The organism is Clostridium sp. AM42-4 (assembly GCF_003480105.1).
Taxonomy (GTDB): domain Bacteria; phylum Bacillota; class Clostridia; order Lachnospirales; family Lachnospiraceae; genus Brotaphodocola.
The window spans coordinates 121,397-141,164 of sequence record NZ_QUIK01000001.1 but is presented as its reverse complement, the minus strand read 5'-3'; the positions used below and the strand labels follow the sequence as shown (position 1 = coordinate 141,164).

At 51.4% G+C, this 19,768-nt stretch carries 12 protein-coding genes; 9 read left to right on the top strand and 3 right to left on the bottom strand.

The genetic code is table 11. The features are described from left to right. The first annotated feature begins 16 nt into the window (after positions 1–16). The 3 genes from DW922_RS00650 to DW922_RS00640 are packed head-to-tail and all read left to right on the top strand — an operon-like array spanning position 17 to position 5,487. Positions 17–3,061 (top strand): efflux RND transporter permease subunit, encoded by a 3,045-nt coding sequence (locus DW922_RS00650; protein WP_118718303.1) that lies wholly within the window; start codon positions 17–19, stop codon positions 3,059–3,061. A gap of 30 nt (positions 3,062–3,091) precedes the next feature. Beyond that, complete coding sequence (locus DW922_RS00645) at positions 3,092–4,261, top strand: TolC family protein (protein WP_118725475.1); 1,170 nt, start codon at positions 3,092–3,094, stop codon at positions 4,259–4,261. Positions 4,262–4,275: 14 nt separating this feature from the next. Then, positions 4,276–5,487, top strand: a complete 1,212-nt coding sequence (locus DW922_RS00640; protein ID WP_118718302.1) for a TolC family protein — start codon at positions 4,276–4,278, stop codon at positions 5,485–5,487. Positions 5,488–5,490: 3 nt separating this feature from the next. On the opposite strand, the gene DW922_RS00635 is transcribed toward DW922_RS00640, so the two are convergent. After that, positions 5,491–6,162 (bottom strand): stage II sporulation protein R, encoded by a 672-nt coding sequence (locus DW922_RS00635; protein WP_118718301.1) that lies wholly within the window; start codon positions 6,160–6,162, stop codon positions 5,491–5,493. A gap of 109 nt (positions 6,163–6,271) precedes the next feature. Between DW922_RS00635 and DW922_RS00630 the strand changes: the two genes are divergently transcribed. From DW922_RS00630 to DW922_RS00620, 3 genes are all read left to right on the top strand, one after another. Then, positions 6,272–7,330: a D-alanine--D-alanine ligase family protein gene (locus tag DW922_RS00630; RefSeq protein ID WP_118725474.1), complete on the top strand. Its 1,059-nt coding sequence runs from the start codon at positions 6,272–6,274 to the stop codon at positions 7,328–7,330. Between the two features lie 5 nt (positions 7,331–7,335). Further along, positions 7,336–8,157: a glutamate racemase gene (gene murI / locus DW922_RS00625; protein WP_195714968.1), complete on the top strand. Its 822-nt coding sequence runs from the start codon at positions 7,336–7,338 to the stop codon at positions 8,155–8,157. A gap of 78 nt (positions 8,158–8,235) precedes the next feature. Further along, entirely contained in the window at positions 8,236–8,688 is a 453-nt protein-coding gene (locus DW922_RS00620; protein ID WP_118725473.1) for a DUF1934 domain-containing protein, read from the top strand. 85 nt (positions 8,689–8,773) lie between these two features. Here DW922_RS00620 and DW922_RS00615 read toward each other — a convergent pair whose 3' ends face one another. Further along, positions 8,774–9,220, bottom strand: coding sequence for a hypothetical protein (locus tag DW922_RS00615; protein ID WP_118718299.1), 447 nt, complete (start codon positions 9,218–9,220; stop codon positions 8,774–8,776). A gap of 203 nt (positions 9,221–9,423) precedes the next feature. Between DW922_RS00615 and DW922_RS00610 the strand changes: the two genes are divergently transcribed. The 3 genes from DW922_RS00610 (at position 9,424) to DW922_RS00600 (ending at position 18,528) form a co-directional block, all read left to right on the top strand. Further along, positions 9,424–13,281, top strand: a complete 3,858-nt coding sequence (locus DW922_RS00610) for a DNA-directed RNA polymerase subunit beta (protein ID WP_118725472.1) — start codon at positions 9,424–9,426, stop codon at positions 13,279–13,281. Between the two features lie 18 nt (positions 13,282–13,299). Beyond that, entirely contained in the window at positions 13,300–16,953 is a 3,654-nt protein-coding gene (rpoC, locus tag DW922_RS00605; protein ID WP_118725471.1) for a DNA-directed RNA polymerase subunit beta', read from the top strand. Positions 16,954–17,133: 180 nt separating this feature from the next. Then, complete coding sequence (locus tag DW922_RS00600; protein ID WP_195714967.1) at positions 17,134–18,528, top strand: polysaccharide deacetylase family protein; 1,395 nt, start codon at positions 17,134–17,136, stop codon at positions 18,526–18,528. Positions 18,529–18,589: 61 nt separating this feature from the next. Here DW922_RS00600 and DW922_RS00595 read toward each other — a convergent pair whose 3' ends face one another. After that, positions 18,590–19,564 carry a LysR family transcriptional regulator gene (locus DW922_RS00595; protein ID WP_118725469.1) on the bottom strand — a complete coding sequence of 325 codons (975 nt, stop codon included), beginning with the start codon at positions 19,562–19,564 and terminating at the stop codon, positions 18,590–18,592. Between the last annotated feature and the right edge of the window lie 204 nt (positions 19,565–19,768).

Sequence of the window (19,768 nt, the reverse complement as noted above, 5' to 3'; positions counted from 1 at the left end):
AAGGAGGAAAACATCAATGGGATTAACAAAATCAGTCCTGAAGCGGCCGGTTACCGTGGTCATGGTAATCCTGTGCCTGATCGTGTTCGGTCTTCAGTCCGTGCTTGGATCTAAGCTGGAGCTAATGCCGAGCATGGATATGCCGGTTCTTATTGTATATTCCGTATACCCGGGTGCCAGCCCGGAAGACGTCAATGATCTGGTCAGCACCAAGATTGAGGACGAGATCGGTTCCTTAAGTGGTGTCGATACGATCCAGTCCCGTTCTATGGAGAACGTTTCCCTGGTCATCATCCAGTATGACTATGGTAAAGATATTGACGAAGCATACGACGACTTAAAGAAAAAGATGGACGCCATAGAGGGCGATCTTCCGGACGACTGCAATGCTCCGGTCATCATGGAGTTAAACATCGATGAGATGGATACCGTGTCTCTCGTGATCAATAACAAGGCAGAGTCCAATCTTTATAACTATGTTAACAACAAGATCGTTCCGGAGTTTGAGAAGATCACCACCGTTACCGATGTCAGCATCAGTGGTGGCCAGAAGGAGTACATCCAGGTAGAGCTGATCCCGGAAAAGCTGGAACAGTATCATTTAACCCTTGCTTCCGTGGCATCCTCCATCGGAAGTGCAGACTTTACTTACCCGTCCGGCGATACCATCGTGGGTGGACAGAAGCTTTCTGTCAGTGCCGGAACCGAGTATGACACAGAGGAATTATTAAAGACCATTCCGCTGAACCTTGGAAATGGCAATGTCATTTACTTATCTGATATTGCGAATGTCCAGACGGCTCAGGAGGATGCGGACAGTATCGCGCGCTACAATGGTGAGGATACCATTTCCATCGGCATCAAGAAACAGCAGAGTGCATCTGCGGTTGATGTTTCCAAGTCCGTAAAGCAGACCATCAAAACCCTGATGGATGCCGATGAAAACCTGGAGATCGTTACCGTAAACGATACCAGTGACAACATCACTTCTTCTTTAAAGAGTGTTATGCAGACCATGGTGATGGCAGTTGTGGTTTCCATGCTGATCATCTTCCTGTTCTTTGGTGAGATCAAGGCATCCCTGATCGTTGGTACCTCGATCCCGATCTCCATCCTGGCTGCCCTGATCCTGATCCAGGTTATGGGCTTCTCCTTAAACGTAGTTACCTTATCGAGCTTGGTACTTGGTGTAGGTATGATGGTAGATAACTCCATCGTAGTGCTGGAGAGCTGCTTCCGTTCAACGAAAGGAAAAGGCATTGTGGGCTACCGGGAAGCTGCCCTGGAAGGAAGCGGCATCGTGCTGCAGTCCATCATCGGTGGTACCGTGACCACCTGCGTTGTATTCCTTCCGCTGGCTCTCTTACAGGGTCTGACCGGACAGATGTTTAAACCGTTAGGCTTTACCATCATCTTCTGTATGGTGGCATCCCTCATCAGCGCAATGACCATCGTTCCGCTGTGTTACTGCTTCTACCGTCCGCAGGAGAAGGAGGAGTCCCCGGTGGGAGGCCTGATCCGTGCGATGCAGAACGGTTACCGCAGCATTATGAAGGTTCTTCTTCCGAAAAAGAAAACCGTGATCTTTACTTCCATCGCACTTCTGGTGGCTGCCTTCTGGATGGCTTCACAGCTGCGCATGGAGCTGATGGTTTCCGATGATACCGGTGAGATTTCCGTTTCCATTGAGACCCGTCCGGGCCTGACTCTGGAAGAAGAAGATAAGATCTACGCACAGGTCGAGAAAATCGTAACAGCCGACGAAGACCTGGATTCCTACATGCTGACGTCCGGCGGAAGCGGTATGTCCTCCATGACCAGCACAGGTGCAACCCTGACTGCCTACTTAAAGGATGACAGAAAACGTGAGACCAGCGAGGTTATTAAGGAGTGGAAGCCGCTCTTAAACCAGATCGCAGGTGCGAACATCTCCATGGATATCGCATCCTCCTCCAGCATGTCCTCCTCCAGCAGCAGTGGCATTGAGTACATCCTGCAGAGTACACAGTACGATGAATTAAAGGATGCATCTGACCAGATCACCAAAGAACTTCTGGAGCGCCCGGAGGTATCTAAGGTGCACAGTACCCTGGAGAACGCGGCGCCGGTTGTTAAGCTGAACATCGATGCCATGAAGGCGGACGCAGAGAACATTACCCCGCTTCAGATCGCAGGTACGGTCAGTGCCATGCTGGGTGGTAAAGAGGCAACAACCTTAAACGTAGACGGTGACGATGTCAGTGTTATGGTAGAGTACCCAGATGATGAGTACGACACCATCGACAAGTTAAAGGGCATTGTGCTTCCGAACAACGCAGGCGGTTCCGTAGCCCTGGCTGATGTAGCCGATGTGGTATTCCAGGATAGCCCGAATACCATTACCAGAAAAGATAAGCAGTATCAGGTGACCATCACCGGCGATGTACCGACCGACGATGCGCGCCAGATCGATGCGATCGAGAACAAATTATATAATGAAGTTGTAAGCAAGCATTTGACCCCGACCATCACCCGTGCCTTAAACTCCCAGGATGAGAGCATGAAGGAGGAGTTCGGCAACCTGGGTACCGCCATCATCACCGCGATCTTTTTGATCTTCGTTGTCATGGCAGCACAGTTTGAGTCACCGAAGTTCTCCCTGATGGTCATGACCACCATCCCGTTCTCCCTGATCGGTTCCTTTGGACTGTTATTCCTTGCAGACTGCCCAATCAGTATGGTATCCTTACTTGGATTTTTGATGTTAGTCGGTACCGTAGTAAACAATGGTATCCTGTATGTTGATACCGTAAACCAGTACCGGACCAAAATGGACCGTGACACAGCCCTCATTGAGGCTGGTGCGACCCGTCTTCGCCCGATCCTGATGACAACCTTAACCACCGTTGTATCCATGGTCCCGATGGCATTTGCTTACGGCGACAGTGGTAAGAGCATGCAGGGTCTTGCCCTGGTAGATGTAGGCGGACTGGTAGCTTCTACCATTCTGGCACTCTTAATGCTGCCGATCTACTACGAGGTCATGAGCCCGAAAAAGAAACCGGAACCTCATTACGATTAATAAGCCAGACGGCTTCGGAGGATGTTTATAATGAAACGATTCAAACAGACATTGTCTCTGGCACTTGCCGGAGTCATGGTGACGGCAGCGCCGGTAACGGCGTTTGCCGCCAGCCCGGAGTTCGCCCGCAGCGCTGAGGAGTGGGCAAAATTACGGGACAATACGATTGAGTACGATGAACTGGAAGGCCTGATCCAGGAATACAACGCCACCGTGCAGACCAACAATCTGGACCTGGCGGAGTTTAAGCGGAAATATGGTGATACCAAGGACGATGTATCATCCAAATACCGTGATATGGCCGATGAAATCTATTCCAGCATTACTTACCCGGACAGCGACGAGGCGACATACGGTATGATGGTCGGTTCGGTTGTCATGGCAGAGGTCCAGGCAAAGAATATGGAATCGCAGGCAGATGATAACCTGCAGGACAGTGAGATCGTCTACCTGAATTATAAGTCCGCAGAAAAAACGCTGGTGACGGTGGCACAGTCCAACATGATCAGTTATGAGAAGGACCAGCTGGCATTAAAGCAGGCAGAGCTTGCAAAGCGTCAGGCAGAGATTTCCTTAACCTCCACACAGACGCAGGCAGCCCTTGGCATGAGTACGCAGGTAGATGTTTTAAATGCGCAGGAAAACATCCAGAATGCAGAGCGCACGGTGGAGTCCTCGAAAGCAGCTATTGAGAATGTGCGCCAGAAGCTTCAGGTTATGCTGGGATGGAAGTACAACGATACCCCGGAAATTACAGCGGTACCTGTTTCGGATATGAACCGCATCGCGGCAATGAACCCGGAGACAGATAAGGCGCAGGCGCTGGAAAACAATTACACCTTAAAGGTAAACAAAAAGAAGCTGGCAAATGCCACCAGCGCTAACACGAAGGAAAGCCTGCAGAAGACCATCGAGGATAATGAGAGAAAGATCGGCTCTGCCCTGGTGACTAATTACCAGAATGTGCTGACTGCAAAGCTGGCATATGACCAGGCAGAAGCAAACCTGAATCTGGCAAAGCGGAATTTAAACAGCATGCAGCTGCAGTTTGACCAGGGAAAGGCCAGCAGAAACCAGCTGGAGAACCAGCAGATCACCGTAGAAAATGCAGAGCTTGCCTTAAAGACGGCAGACCTGACCCTGTTCCAGACCATGGAAACCTATGACTGGGCAGTGAACGGTCTTGCAAGTACCTCATAAGGAGCGTGTGTGATATGAAAAGAAAACATCAGATCCTTGCTTTGGGGCTTGCGGCAGTTCTTGCGTCTGCATCGGTGGTTCCGGCCTTTGCCGGGTATGCGCCTACCGGTCCCGGAGCAGAGCCGGGGCCTGAAAAATACGATGCGGAAACGCTGGCAAAGCTGCAGGACAATGTTCTGGAATACGATGAGCTTACCCTGCGTGTGCGGGAGTATAACCCGAACATTTCGGAGGCCTGGAGAAAGTATGGAGAGTCGAAGGAAGACTACCAGAATATGCTGACGGAGCTGGAAAGCACCTATGATAAATCCATGGACAATATTGATGACGTTTTAAAGCCGTTAAAGCAGGCGAAAAAGCTGATGCCGCAGCTGAAAAGTTCGGTGAAGCAGATGGAAAGCTTAAAGAGCGGTTACCACAGTCTGGTCCAGGGAATCCGGGATACAGTGACGAACTGGGACACCAGCAAGGTCAACACGGCCACGATCCGCCAGTATGAAAAACAGGTGGTCTCCGGTGCCCAGAGTGCCATGATCGGCTACAATACCATCGTGGATAATAAGGCGACGCTGGAGACGCTGGTGGACCTGTACCAGAAACAGTGCGATATGTATGAGCGGATGGCAGGACTCGGACTGGCAAACCAGACGGATTTAGTCAGCGCACAAACGTCTCTCATCGGGGCGAAGGCCCAGCTGGCCTCGCTGCAGTCCCAGGAGGACAGCGTGTATCGTACCCTGTGTCTGCTGCTTGGCTATGATACTAACAGCGGTGTGCAGATCCAGAACCTTCCGGCTTTTGATATGGGCAGGTTAGATGGCATGAATCTGGAAGCAGACACAAAGAAGGCAATCGGCAATAACTATACGCTGATCGGCCAGAGAACCTCTGCTAAGGGCGAGACCAACGCCCAGATCGCAGCCCGACTGAACACGATCAACGAGGGTGAGCAGAAGCTGACGATCGAGATGCAACGCCTTTACCAGGATGTTCTGGATAAAAAGGCTGCTTACGAGGCCGCGCAGACCGGCTATGCGGCTGCTGAAAAGAGCAATGGGGCAGCGCAGCGGCAGTACCAGAACGGTCTTTTGTCTGAGATGCAGTACGTCGGCACTCAGATCAGCTACAACCAGAAGAAGGCTGCAAAGGAAGCGGCAGAGCTTGATCTGTGGTCGGCCATGAATGCCTATGACTGGGGCATTGAAGGCTTGGCAACCGTGGAATAGCTGCTATGCCATTTGGCCTGTGCCGTGTGATGGCAGCACAGGATCAAGACAAGGAAAAAAGAAAAAACGGATTTTGACATCAGGGCGATGATCCTCTAACAGGGAGTAATCGCCCTGATTTAATTTATCCCGGAGCTTATCCCGGCTTTCTTCGGGGATCTCTTTGCACACTTCATCCAGAAAGCAGAAGCGCGGGTAGAGCACGCACCACCAGTTGTGCCCCTTCCCTTTTCCGAGGATCACCCGCGCAGCGTCGTAGGTTCCGCAGGGAATGACCAGGTCATCGTAGACCCGGGTGGGAAAGTATGTGCGCTCCAGAGACAGATGCGCCTGGTAAGATATCCCTTTTTGCATCAGAAAATGGCCGGCGGCACTTTCCAGGCCGGACTGATTTTCTTCCAGCCAGGAAACCATGCTTTCTTTGCTGTTTACGGTTTCGGGCAGCCGGTCACAGATCCAGTCCAGCAGGTAGCTGCGCACCTCCAGCTTGACGGCCTGGTCCTCTTTGGAATCGCTGTTTGCAAGAATGTGAAACCGCAGGATGGATGGTGCGATGCGTCCGGCCAGATCTTCCCGGCTTTTTTGCAGGCTTCCCATGGAGAGAAGCAGAAAGAACAGAAGCAGCAGGAAAAATAAGGGTGGAAAGAGTGGACGCGACATAGATTTAGTTTTCATGGAAAAACCTCCGCTTCATCAATCTTTTTTTGTGTACTGTCACTTTTTAAGTGTTGACAGGTATGTTATAATTAATCAGACATTTTGAATAAAGAAAGGAAATCTTGTTATGAGTAAGAAAAAAATCGCAGTTCTGTTCGGCGGACAGTCATCGGAGCATGTTGTATCCTGTGTGTCTGCGGCAAATGTGATTGACCAGATAGATAAAGAAAAGTATGAGCTGCTTCTGATCGGTATCACCGAGGAAGGCCACTGGGTCAAGGCTGACAGTGTGGAGGAGATCCGTTCCGGGGCGTGGAGAGAGAGCAAGGCAGACGTTATCATCTCCCCGGATGCGACCAAGAAGTGTGCCATGATCACGGAAAATGGCGTGACCAGGGAAGAGAAGATCGATGTGGCATTCCCGGTCCTTCACGGACTTTACGGCGAGGATGGTACCGTTCAGGGAATCTTTGAGCTGGCTAAGATCCCGTACGTGGGCTGCGGCGTGCTGGCATCGGCAGTTTCCATGGATAAGCTTTACACCAAGATCATTGTAGATGACCTGGGTATCCGCCAGGCAGCTTATGTTCCGGTCATGCGCTGGAAGATGGAAAAGGATATGGATGCAGTGGTTGCGCAGGTTGAGTCACGCTTCCAGTATCCGGTCTTTGTAAAGCCGTCCAACGCTGGTTCCTCCCGCGGCGTCAGCAAGGCAGAAAACCGGGAAGGCCTGGTAGCAGCCTTGAAGGAGGCAGCAAAGCATGACCGCAAGATCCTGGTGGAGGAGACTATTGTGGGCCATGAGGTAGAGTGCGCAGTTTTAGGCGGTGGACAGAAGCCGGTTAAGGCTTCCGGCGTCGGTGAGATCCTGGCAGCAGCAGAGTTCTATGATTTCGATGCAAAGTATAACAATGAAGAGTCCCGTACTGTCATCGGACCGGAGCTTCCGGGAGATTCCGCTGAACGTGTGCGCGAGGCAGCAGCAAAGATCTTTAACGCAGTCGATGGCTATGGCCTGTCCCGTGTCGATTTCTTCGTGACAAAGGAAGGCGAGGTCATCTTCAACGAAATTAATACCATGCCGGGCTTTACCGCCATCAGCATGTATCCGATGCTCTGGGAGGCAGCAGGCATCCCGAAGGCAGAGCTGGTAGACCGTCTGATCAGCCTGGCGTTTGAGAGGTAAGCGACATGATCGACAAAAACGCGCCGGTGGGCGTATTCGATTCCGGTGTGGGCGGCCTGACGGTAGCAAGGGAGATCATGCGGCAGCTGCCCGACGAGCGGATCATCTATTTTGGTGATACGGCGCGGGTACCGTACGGAAGCAAGTCCAGAGATACCGTGCTCCGCTATTCCAGACAGATCATCCGTTTCCTTAGGACAAAGGAGGTAAAGGCAATCGTCATTGCCTGCAATACGGCAACAGCCCTGACACTGGATACCGTGGCGGCCGAGTCGGATATTCCGGTCATCGGTGTGATCAATGCCGGCGCCCGGGCCGCCGTGGATGCAACACGCAACGGGCGGATCGGTGTCATTGGAACAGAAGCAACGGTCGGCAGTGGTATTTACACGGAAGTGATGAAGAAGATGAAGCCGGGAATTCAGGTGTTTGGCAAGTCGTGCCCGCTCTTTTGTCCGCTGGTAGAGGAAGGATGGCTTCATGATCCGGTGACAGATGAGATCGCATCCCGCTACTTAAGCGTGCTGAAAGAAAAGTATATTGATACCCTGGTAATGGGCTGCACCCATTACCCGCTTCTGCGATCGACGCTGAGACGGCTGATGGGAGAAGATGTGACGCTGGTAAATCCGGCCTACGAGACCGCCATTGAGCTGCGCGGGCTTCTTGCGGAGAAGGGCTTAAGCCGCGACCCATTTGCACCGTTTGCAGGGGAAAAGCACCAGTTTTATGTCAGTGACCTTGCGGAAAAGTTTACGGATTTTGCAAGCTCGATCCTGCCGCAGGACGTGAAAGAGACAAAGAAGATCAACATTGAGGAATATTGATCCTGCCTGTGAAACGCAGAACTGGAGAGAACTGCCAGAACGGGAAACAAAACGATATGCCATGAGAGAGTTGAGATTATGACAAGAGATGTATTGATCCGTTTAAGCGGCCTTCAGGCCATGGAGGGCGATGAAGGAACGGTGGAGGTGATCACCTCGGGGGATTACTTCTGGAAAAACAATAAGCATTACCTGATCTACGATGAGGTGATGGAAGGGATGGATGGAGCCATCCGCAACACCATGAAGCTGACTCCGGAGAAGCTGGAGATCAAAAAAAGCGGACCGGTATCTGCGAATATGGTGTTTGAGCTGGACAAAAAGACCCAGACTCATTATGTAACCCCGATGGGAGAGCTGCTGGTGGAAATGACGACCAGCCGGATCGGGTTTGAGGAGGAGAATGACCATTTGAAGGTTGAGGTGGAATATGCGCTCGACATCAATTATGATCATGTCTCGGATTGCCGCATTGTCCTGGATATCACTTCAAAGGACTGCGCGAAGCTGGATCTGGGAAATGCACAATAGGAAAAGAAACAAAAAACATAAAAAAAAGAGGCATTGCGCAAAACGCACTGCCTCTTTTTCTGCCCCGTGGGACATGCGGACAAGATTAATTCTCTTTCTTAAATCTTGCAAAGAAACCTTTTTTCTTCGGTGCCTGCGGGATTGCTCCGCCGCGGACACTCTTGATCTCGGTGATGTAAAGACCGCTCACAACCACTTTTGCCTCGGTCTTAACCGGGAGTGATGCAAATACACGCTCGTCTGCCATCAGGGTCATAACCTTTGGACCTACCTTCGCCTTTACAACCGGAACCTTTGCCCAGCGCATGTACTTCGGAGTCTGCTCGTAGACCATTTTCGGAAGACCGGAATCTTTGATCTTCATTTTCTTTTTGTCAATGACCAGCATGGATACAGTCTGTTTGGACATTTCCAGAAGCTGCTGCTGCTCTACCTGACGTTTTTCGAGCTTTCTTCCTAAGAAGTACAGAACCGCGAGGGCGATCACTGCGATCACCAGAATTACCAGCAAAACGTTTAAAAAAGTCTGCATGGGGAATACCTCCATTAGGTTCTTTTATGTAACAGGACAAACCTGTACAAAAAGTATAGCATTTCCGGCAAAAAAAATCAAGGAAAAACTTGACAGCTTGACAGACGTATGATATTATGGAGTGTGCACTATTGTGGCGTTCTGGGCTTTTTGCGCCCAAAAATATGCCAGAAATTAGATTAGAAAACAGGGGTGAAACGTCAATGGAGAAAAGCAGAATGCGCCCGGTAACATCGGGAAAGAGCGTTAGAATGAGCTACTCAAGACAGAAAGAAGTTCTTGAGATGCCAAACCTGATTGAGATTCAGAAAGACTCCTATCAGTGGTTCCTCGATGAAGGATTGAAGGAAGTATTTGAAGATATCTCCCCAATCTCCGATTTCGCAGGTCATTTAAGCCTCGAATTCGTTGATTTTACATTATGTAAAGATGAAGTCAAATATAACATCGAAGAATGCAAAGAACGCGACGCAACTTACGCTGCACCTTTAAAGGTAAAGGTAAGACTTTACAATAAGGACAAAGAAGAGATCAACGAGCACGAGATCTTCATGGGAGATCTTCCGCTTATGACCGATACCGGCTCATTCGTAATCAACGGCGCTGAACGAGTTATCGTAAGCCAGCTGGTTCGTTCTCCGGGTATCTACTACGGAATCGGCCATGATAAGATCGGTAAAGAGCTGTACACCTGCACGGTTATCCCGAACCGTGGTGCATGGCTGGAGTATGAGACCGACTCCAATGATATCTTCTACGTTCGTGTAGACCGTACCCGTAAGGTTCCGGTAACCGTACTGGTGCGTGCACTGGGCTATGGCACCAACGCAGAGATCATCGATCTGTTCGGCGAGGAGCCGAAACTGCTGGCAAGCTTTGGCAAGGATACTGCAGAGAGCTATCAGGATGGCCTGTTAGAGCTCTACCGTAAGATCCGTCCGGGCGAGCCGTTATCCGTTGATAGTGCAGAAAGCCTGTTAAACAGCATGTTCTTTGACCCGCGCCGTTACGACCTGGCCAAAGTCGGCAGATATAAATTCAATAAGAAGCTTCACTTCAAAAACCGCATCAAGGGCCAGATCCTGGCTGAGGATGTAGTGGACATGACCACCGGAGAGGTTTTAGCAGAGGCTGGCGCAAAGATCGACAAAGAGCTGGCAACCACTCTGCAGAACGCAGCAGTTCCGTACGTTATGATCCAGACCGAGGAGCGCAACTACAAAGTCCTGTCCAACTTAATGGTTGACCTGGCAGCTTATGCAGACTTCGATCCGAAGGAAGTCGGTGTTACAGAATTAGTATATTATCCGGTATTAAAAACTATTCTGGAAGAAGCTGGCGATGACCAGGAAGCATTAAAGAAACTGGTTCATAAGAACATCACCGAGCTGATCCCGAAGCATATCACCAAGGAAGACATCATCGCTTCCATCAACTACAACATGCATCTGGAAGGCGGCATCGGTAACGCAGACGATATCGACCATCTGGGCAACCGCCGTATCCGTGCTGTTGGTGAGCTGTTACAGAACCAGTACCGCATCGGTCTGTCCCGTATGGAGCGTGTGGTAAGAGAGCGTATGACCACCCAGGATATGGACGGCATCACTCCGCAGTCCTTAATCAACATCAAGCCGGTTACCGCAGCAGTGAAGGAGTTCTTCGGAAGTTCCCAGCTGTCCCAGTTCATGGACCAGAACAACCCGCTGTCTGAGCTGACCCACAAGAGACGTCTCTCCGCATTGGGACCTGGCGGTCTGTCCCGTGACCGTGCCGGATTCGAGGTTCGAGATGTACACTACACCCATTACGGACGTATGTGCCCGATCGAGACTCCTGAGGGACCGAACATCGGTCTGATCAACTCCCTTGCAACCTATGCAAAGGTAAATGAGTACGGCTTCATCGAGGCTCCGTACCGTGTGGTAGACAAATCCGACCCGGCTAACCCGCGTGTAACCGACGAGGTGGTATACCTGACTGCAGACGAGGAGGATAACTTCGTTGTCGCACAGGCAAACACCCCGCTCGACGAGGAAGGCCATTTCATTAACAATAACGTAGCCGGCCGTTTCCGTGAGGAGACTTCCGAGTTCCAGAAGAGAGCCATCGACTTAATGGACGTATCTCCTAAGATGGTATTCTCCGTAGCAACATCCATGATCCCGTTCCTGCAGAACGATGACGCAAACCGTGCACTGATGGGATCTAACATGCAGCGTCAGGCCGTTCCGCTTTTAAGAACCGAGGCGCCTGCAGTAGGTACCGGTATCGAGGGCAAGGCTGCTGTCGACTCTGGTGTCTGCGTAGTAGCAAAGCATGCCGGTGTTGTTGAGCGTTCCGCTTCCAACGAGATCATCATCAAGCGTGATGACAACGGCGCAAAAGATGTTTATCATCTGATCAAATTCTCACGAAGCAACCAGTCCAACTGCTACAACCAGAAGCCGCTCGTTTACAAGAACGACCACGTTGAGGCAGGCGAGGTCATCGCAGACGGTCCGTCCACCAGCAACGGTGAGATCGCTCTTGGTAAGAACCCGCTGATTGGTTTCATGACCTGGGAAGGTTACAACTACGAGGATGCGGTTCTCTTAAGTGAGAGACTGGTTATGGAAGATGTCTACACCTCCGTTCATATCGAGGAGTATGAGGCAGAAGCCCGTGACACCAAGCTTGGACCGGAAGAGATCACCCGCGATGTTCCGGGTGTCGGCGACGACGCATTAAAAGACCTGGACGAGAGAGGTATCATTCGTATCGGTGCTGAGGTCCGTGCCGGTGATATCCTGGTCGGTAAGGTTACCCCGAAGGGTGAGACCGAGCTGACTGCTGAGGAGAGACTGCTCCGTGCGATCTTCGGTGAGAAGGCAAGAGAAGTACGTGATACTTCCTTAAAAGTACCGCACGGTGCTTACGGCGTCATCATCGACGCAAAAGTATTTACCAGAGAGAACGGCGATGAGCTGGCTCCTGGCGTAAACCAGAGTGTCCGCATCTACATTGCACAGAAGCGTAAGATCTCTGTCGGCGATAAGATGGCAGGACGTCATGGTAACAAGGGTGTCGTTTCCCGCGTACTTCCGGTAGAGGATATGCCGTTCCTTCCGAATGGCCGTCCGCTGGATATCGTCTTAAACCCGCTGGGCGTACCTTCCCGAATGAACATCGGACAGGTCCTGGAGATGCACTTAAGCCTTGCATGTAAAGCACTTGGCTTTAACATTTCCACCCCGGTATTCGAGGGCGCGAACGAGGTAGACATCATGGATACCCTGGAAATTGCAAACGATTACGTAAACACCTCCTGGGAGGAGTTTGAAGAGAAATACAAAGATACCCTGAAACCGGAAGTTATGGATTACTTAGGTTCCCATCTGGAGCACCGTGAGCTGTGGAAGGGCGTTCCGCTCCGCCGCGACGGTAAGGTAAGACTGCGTGACGGACGTACCGGCGAGTACTTCGACAGCCCGGTAACCATCGGTCACATGCATTACCTGAAGCTGCATCACCTGGTTGACGATAAGATCCATGCACGTTCCACCGGCCCATACTCCCTTGTTACCCAGCAGCCTCTGGGTGGTAAGGCACAGTTCGGCGGACAGCGTTTCGGTGAGATGGAGGTTTGGGCCCTGGAGGCATATGGTGCATCCTACACCCTGCAGGAGATCCTGACCGTGAAGTCCGATGATGTTGTCGGACGTGTGAAGACCTACGAGGCAATCATCAAGGGCGAGAACATCCCTGAGCCGGGTATTCCGGAGTCCTTCAAGGTACTGTTAAAAGAGCTGCAGTCCCTTGGCCTGGATGTAAGCGTACTGCGTGATGACGGAACCGAGGTTGAGATTGGCGAGAACGTAGACTACGGCGAGACCGACCTGCGTGCCATCATCGAGGGCGACCGCCATTACAACCGCGACGAATCCTTCGGTGACTATGGTTACCAGAAGCAGGAGTTCAAGGGTGAAGAGCTGGTTGATGTCGATAACAACGACGACAGCAGCGATGATTTCGAAGGGGAATCCGACGATTACACCGACGATTCCTTTGATGAAGAATAATAGAAGGGAGTAACGCTCATGCCTGAGACAAATGAAACTTATCAGCCATTGACATTTGATGCCATTAAGATTGGCCTGGCTTCCCCGGAGAAGATTCTGGAGTGGTCACACGGCGAGGTAAAAAAGCCGGAGACCATCAACTACCGTACCTTAAAACCGGAGCGCGACGGTCTGTTCTGTGAGCGCATCTTCGGACCGAGCAAGGACTGGGAATGTCATTGTGGTAAATATAAAAAAATCAGATACAAAGGCGTAATCTGCGACCGCTGCGGCGTTGAGGTAACCAAGTCCAGCGTCCGCAGAGAGCGTATCGGCCACATCCAGCTGGCTGCTCCTGTATCTCATATCTGGTACTTTAAGGGTATCCCGAGCCGTATGGGTCTCATTCTGGATATCTCCCCGAGAGTACTGGAGAAGGTTCTGTACTTTGCATCCTACATCGTTCTGGATGCAGGTCAGACCAGCCTGCAGTACAAGCAGGTACTCTCCGAGAAAGAGTACCGTGAAGAGGTCGAGAAGTGGGGCTACGGCAACTTCCGTGTTGGAATGGGTGCTGAGGCTGTTCTCGAGCTTTTAAAGAGCATTGATCTTGAGAAAGAGTCTGAGATGCTCAAACGCGAGCTGAAGGACGCAAGCGGCCAGAAGCGCGCAAGAATCATCAAGAGACTGGAAGTTGTAGAAGCATTCCGCAACTCCGGAAACAAGCCGGAGTGGATGATCATGACCGTGATCCCGGTTATCCCGCCGGATATCCGTCCGATGGTACAGCTGGACGGCGGCCGTTTCGCAACCTCTGACTTAAACGATTTATACAGAAGAATCATCAACCGTAACAACCGTCTTGCACGTCTTCTCGAGCTTGGTGCTCCGGACATCATCGTCCGCAACGAGAAGCGTATGCTGCAGGAGGCTGTTGACGCCCTGATCGATAACGGACGCCGCGGTAGACCGGTAACCGGTCCTGGAAACCGTGCACTGAAATCCCTTTCCGATATGCTGAAAGGTAAACAGGGCCGTTTCCGCCAGAACCTGCTTGGTAAACGAGTTGACTATTCCGGACGTTCCGTTATCGTCGTAGGACCGGAGCTGAAGATCTACCAGTGTGGTCTTCCGAAGGAGATGGCGATCGAGCTGTTCAAGCCGTTCGTTATGAAGGAGCTTGTCCAGAACGGAACCGCACACAACATCAAGAGTGCGAAGAAGATGGTAGAGCGTCTGCAGTCTGAGGTATGGGATGTCCTCGAAGATGTTATCAAAGAGCATCCGGTTATGTTAAACCGTGCACCTACCCTGCACAGACTGGGTATCCAGGCATTCGAGCCGATCTTGGTTGAGGGTAAGGCAATCAAGCTGCATCCGCTTGTATGTACCGCATTCAACGCAGACTTCGATGGAGACCAGATGGCAGTACATCTTCCGCTTTCCCAGGAAGCACAGGCAGAGTGCCGTTTCCTGCTCCTGTCTCCGAACAACCTGTTAAAGCCGTCCGATGGTGGCCCGGTAGCCGTTCCTTCCCAGGATATGGTACTTGGTATCTACTATCTGACCCAGGAGCGCCCAGGCGCAACCGGCGAGGGCATGATCTTCAAGAGCGTCAACGAGGCAATCCTTGCTTACGAGAACGCTGCTGTGACCCTGCACTCCCGCATCAAAGTAAGAGTCACCAAGACCATGCCGGATGGCACCGAGATGACCGGAGTGGTAGAATCCACCTTAGGCCGTTTCATCTTCAACGAGATCATCCCGCAGGACCTTGGCTTTGTAGACAGAAGCATTCCGGGCAACGAGCTGCTTCTTGAGGTTGACTTCCACGTAGGAAAGAAACAGTTAAAGAAGATCCTGGAGAAGGTCATCAACGTACATGGCGCTACCCAGACTGCTGTTACCCTGGATGATATCAAGGCAATCGGTTACAAGTATTCCACCAGAGCTGCCATGACCGTATCCATCGCGGATATGACCGTGCCGGCATCCAAGCCGAAGCTGCTGGCTGATGCCCAGGAGACCGTTGACCGTATCGCAAAGAACTTCCGCCGTGGCCTGATCACTGAGGAAGAGCGTTATAAAGAGGTTATCGAAACCTGGAAGACCACCGATGACCAGCTGACCAAAGACCTGTTAGGCGGTCTGGATAAGTACAACAACATCTTCATGATGGCAGACTCCGGTGCGCGAGGATCTGATAAGCAGATCAAGCAGCTGGCAGGTATGCGTGGACTTATGGCAGATACAACCGGTCACACCATCGAACTTCCTATTAAATCCAACTTCCGTGAGGGTCTTGACGTACTGGAGTACTTCATCTCCGCTCATGGTGCACGAAAGGGTATGTCCGATACCGCACTGCGTACCGCAGACTCCGGTTACCTTACCCGTCGTCTGGTAGACGTATCCCAGGATCTGATCGTGCGTGAGGTAGACTGCTGCGAAGGCAAGGATATCCCGTACATGGAGATCAAGGCATTCACCGATGGCAAAGAGACCATCGAGAGCCTGGAGGAGCGTATCACCGGCCGTTATATCGCTGAGACCATCACTGATCCGGAGACCGGAGAAGTGGTTGTAAAAGCAAACCATATGTGTACTCCGAAGCGTGCTGCTGCTGTTATGAAGGCACTGAACAAGATGGGCCGTGATTCCGTAAAGATCCGTACCGTCCTTAGCTGTAAGTCCCATATCGGTGTCTGCGCAAAATGTTATGGTGCCAACATGGCAACCGGCCAGCCTGTACAGGTTGGTGAGGCAGTCGGCATCATCGCTGCACAGTCTATCGGTGAGCCTGGTACCCAGCTGACCATGCGTACCTTCCATACCGGCGGTGTAGCAGGTGGAGATATCACACAGGGTCTTCCGCGTGTCGAGGAGCTGTTCGAGGCACGTAAGCCGAAGGGTCTTGCAATCATTACCGAGTTCGGTGGTGTTGTAACCCTGAAAGATACCAAGAAGAAACGTGAGATCGTGGTTACCGATCCGGAGACCGGCAACTCCAAGACCTATCTGATCCCGTACGGTTCCAGAATCAAGGTTCAGGACGAGCAGGTGATCGAGGCCGGTGATGAGCTGACCGAAGGTAGCGTAAACCCGCATGACATCTTAAAGATCAAGGGTGTCCGTGCCGTACAGGATTACATGATCCAGGAAGTACAGCGTGTATACCGTCTGCAGGGTGTAGAAATCAACGATAAGCACGTTGAGATGATCGTTCGTCAGATGTTAAAGAAGATCCGCATCGAGGAGAGCGGCGACAGCGATGTGCTGCCGGGCGTATCCATGGATGTCCTCGACTTCAACGAGATGAACGAAGCTCTGATTGCAGAGGGCAAGCAGCCGGCAGAGGGCAAGCAGGTTATGCTTGGTATTACCAAGGCATCCCTGGCTACCGATTCCTTCCTGTCTGCAGCATCCTTCCAGGAGACCACCAAGGTTCTGACCGAGGCGGCTATCAACGGTAAGGTTGACCATCTGATTGGTCTGAAGGAGAATGTTATCATCGGTAAGCTGATCCCGGCTGGTACCGGTATGAAGCGTTACCGTTCCGTAAAGCTCAACACAGATGTTGAGCCAGAGGAAGAGATCGCTCTGGAGGATGATGACGAGATCCTGCTTTCCGGCGATGACGATATGGCGGAGGAAGCTCCGGAAGTATTCGATATCGACGATAGCGAAGAGTAAAAAATAATATAGCCTGACCGTAATATCAGAAGGTCCGGGCATGTAAAAAGAAAACGACTTCCTATATTTTCATGCAGAAAATACCGGAGGTCGTTTTCATACATATCGTTTTATAGAAAGTATGGGAGAAATATGAGTCAGTTACATGGGGGAAGGGAGCGGAATTCGAGCAGGAATTCTGTGAAAAATACAGGCGGAAAAGCACCTTGGCAGCCGGGGCGGCCGCTTTCGGAGCGGGAGATCCGGCAGATGCGGGCGAGAAAAGCGCGGAAAATGAAGATCATGCGCCGTCGGCGCCGCATTCTGATTCTGGGATTACTTGCTGTCTGCATTCTGACGGGGGTGCTGGTGGCTGCAATCTCGGGGGCGGTGCGGAAACGGAAGGCGGAGAATGCGGTTGTGGAGGCTGCGGCTCTGCAGGAGAGCATGAGCGCGTCTGCTGCCGAGGAAGAAAGTAAGGAAGCGGAAGAACGGGCAGCATATGTCCAGTCCCTGCCGGATGTGGGCGCGATCTACGGCATTGCGGTCAGTGAAGTGGGCTGGAGCCATTTCTTTGCGGATAATTCCTACAGCATGGCACCGACAACCTCCTATGTGACAGCGATCCGTGCGACATTAAATGGCCAGCCGGAGGGCATGAGCGGCACGATCCGCTACCGCGTGAATTTGAGCGGTACGGGCTGGCTGGACTGGCAGGAGGACGGCGCTGAGGCCGGGGATTCGGCTGGTACGGCCCCGCTTGAGGGCATTGCCATGGAACTGACCGGAGACTTGGGAACTTATTATGAGGTGCTTTACAGCGTGCTCCAGGATTCTAAATGGACAGACTGGGTTTCCGATGGAGCCGAAGCCGGAACGGTTGGTGCGGGACTACGGGTCGATGGCGTGCGTATTTCCGTGGTAAAGCGGACCGGCGATACGGTTTATGCGGGAAATATTGACCCGAACCGCCCTATGGTGGCGCTGACCTACGATGATGGCCCGTCCCCAACTGTGACGCCGCGTATTTTGAATTGTCTGAAAGAAAACGGTGGCCGCGCGACGTTCTTTATGGTAGGACAGAAGGTTATTAAGAGTCCGGATGTCTTAAAACAGATGGTAGCGCAGGGCTGTGAGGTGGCAAACCATACCTTTGACCATACTCTTATGACGAAGGTGTCTCCGACCGATCTGGCGAATCAGCTGGTGGCTACGAACCAGGTGGTTTCCGATGCCTGCGGCATCTCGCCGGTGCTGATGCGCCCCTGCGGCGGAGCGAAGACAGATGCGGGTATGAACATTGCCGGAGCGATTTCCATGCCGGCTATTTTGTGGAGTGTTGATACGCTGGACTGGAAGACCCGGGACGCGTCCCAGACGATCCAGACAGTGCTTGAGAAGGTAAAGGACGGGGATATCATTTTGATGCACGATTTGTATGATGCCACCGGAGATGCCAGCGAGATGATCATCCCGGAACTGGTAAAGCGCGGGTTCCAGCTGGTGACGGTCAGCGAGCTGTCATCCTACCGGGGCGGTATGATACCGGGAAAAAGCTATTCGCAGTTTCGGCTAGTGAAGACAAATGAAAAATAAAAACAGATGGTAAATGCGGCCTGCCAGCTTTCACGATGGGGAAGCTGGCAGGCCGCATTTTTCATCTGTAGTCAGTGTCTGGCAGGATAGCAGGAGGAAAGCCGACACCATAATGATTCCAGTAATCTTTTATTTTCTGTGCGTAGTTCTGAGAAAGCTGGATGAGATACCTGTCTGCCGCAGTTAGCATACGGTCTTTGGAGAAGATGATATACCAGTCCCAGGATGGTTCCTGTTCCGGATAAAACCAGACGGAGCCTCTGCCATTTTGTACATAGGACTGTGGCATAATGGTGCAGCACAGTCCGTTGCTGACCAGTCGGTACAGCACATTGTTCATATGGGTTTCGTAGCGGATCTTCGGGAGATATCCAGCATCCTCAAACAGCGGATCAATGACGTTTCGCATAGTGGAACCGGAGAACATGAAGGCAAAGGGATCATTTTTAAAGTGTTTTAAGTCCATTGTGTTTAATGGTTTTCCCGTGGGGGCGGCATATTGTGCCATGGGATGTTTACGCGGAATGCCGAGAACCAGCCGTTCCGTGCAGAGGTGTACATAGTCAAAATGGCGGGAAGAAGGCTTGTCTTTTATCATGACAAAGGCCAGATCTAGCCGGTCAGTCTGGACATTTTCCTCCATCTCCCGTACATTTTGCTCAGTCAGAGTGATGGCTACGTTGGGAAAAGCATGGCTGAAATCCTTTGCAATATTAATGAATAGGTCAGCTCCGTGCTCATAGGGAAGTCCAAAGGAAATGGTGCCGCGGGGATTGTCGGACAGATCATTGATCTGGCTGATACAGTTTTGGGCCATCTTTAAAATTCTTCTTGCGTTTTCGATATAAATGAGCCCGGCGTGGGTTGGGCGCATTTCTTTTTTGGAGCGGTGAAAGAGAGGGGTGCCAAGCTCTGTTTCGAGCTTGATAAGCTGCTGGTTTAAGCCGGACTGTGAGATGAACAGGCGTTCAGCTGCTTTGGTGACATTTCCGGTTTCTGCGATCGCGACAATGTATTCCAGTATTTTAAAGTTCATAATAAATTCCCTCCTGAAAGTTTCTGGCAAATGCTACAATATGATCTGTTTTCAGACAAGATGCACAAAAATTCTCAATATATTTTCATAAGATGAACAAAAAAGAAGAAAAACTTCTGGACTGTATCGTTATTAGCTGTTTTACTTATTTTAACTCGCATGATAGAATACAGTCAAGTGAGAAAAAGCAGTTTTAATACTACT

Bases quoted from the DNA above. Each gene is read 5' to 3' on its own strand.
- DW922_RS00650 (WP_118718303.1), top strand. From the start codon at position 17: ATGGGATTAACAAAATCAGTCCTGAAGCGGCCGGTTACCGTGGTCATG.
- DW922_RS00645 (WP_118725475.1), top strand. From the start codon at position 3,092: ATGAAACGATTCAAACAGACATTGTCTCTGGCACTTGCCGGAGTCATG.
- DW922_RS00640 (WP_118718302.1), top strand. From the start codon at position 4,276: ATGAAAAGAAAACATCAGATCCTTGCTTTGGGGCTTGCGGCAGTTCTT.
- DW922_RS00635 (WP_118718301.1), bottom strand. From the start codon at position 6,162: ATGAAAACTAAATCTATGTCGCGTCCACTCTTTCCACCCTTATTTTTC.
- DW922_RS00630 (WP_118725474.1), top strand. From the start codon at position 6,272: ATGAGTAAGAAAAAAATCGCAGTTCTGTTCGGCGGACAGTCATCGGAG.
- murI (WP_195714968.1), top strand. From the start codon at position 7,336: ATGATCGACAAAAACGCGCCGGTGGGCGTATTCGATTCCGGTGTGGGC.
- DW922_RS00620 (WP_118725473.1), top strand. From the start codon at position 8,236: ATGACAAGAGATGTATTGATCCGTTTAAGCGGCCTTCAGGCCATGGAG.
- DW922_RS00615 (WP_118718299.1), bottom strand. From the start codon at position 9,220: ATGCAGACTTTTTTAAACGTTTTGCTGGTAATTCTGGTGATCGCAGTG.
- DW922_RS00610 (WP_118725472.1), top strand. From the start codon at position 9,424: ATGGAGAAAAGCAGAATGCGCCCGGTAACATCGGGAAAGAGCGTTAGA.
- rpoC (WP_118725471.1), top strand. From the start codon at position 13,300: ATGCCTGAGACAAATGAAACTTATCAGCCATTGACATTTGATGCCATT.
- DW922_RS00595 (WP_118725469.1), bottom strand. From the start codon at position 19,564: ATGAACTTTAAAATACTGGAATACATTGTCGCGATCGCAGAAACCGGA.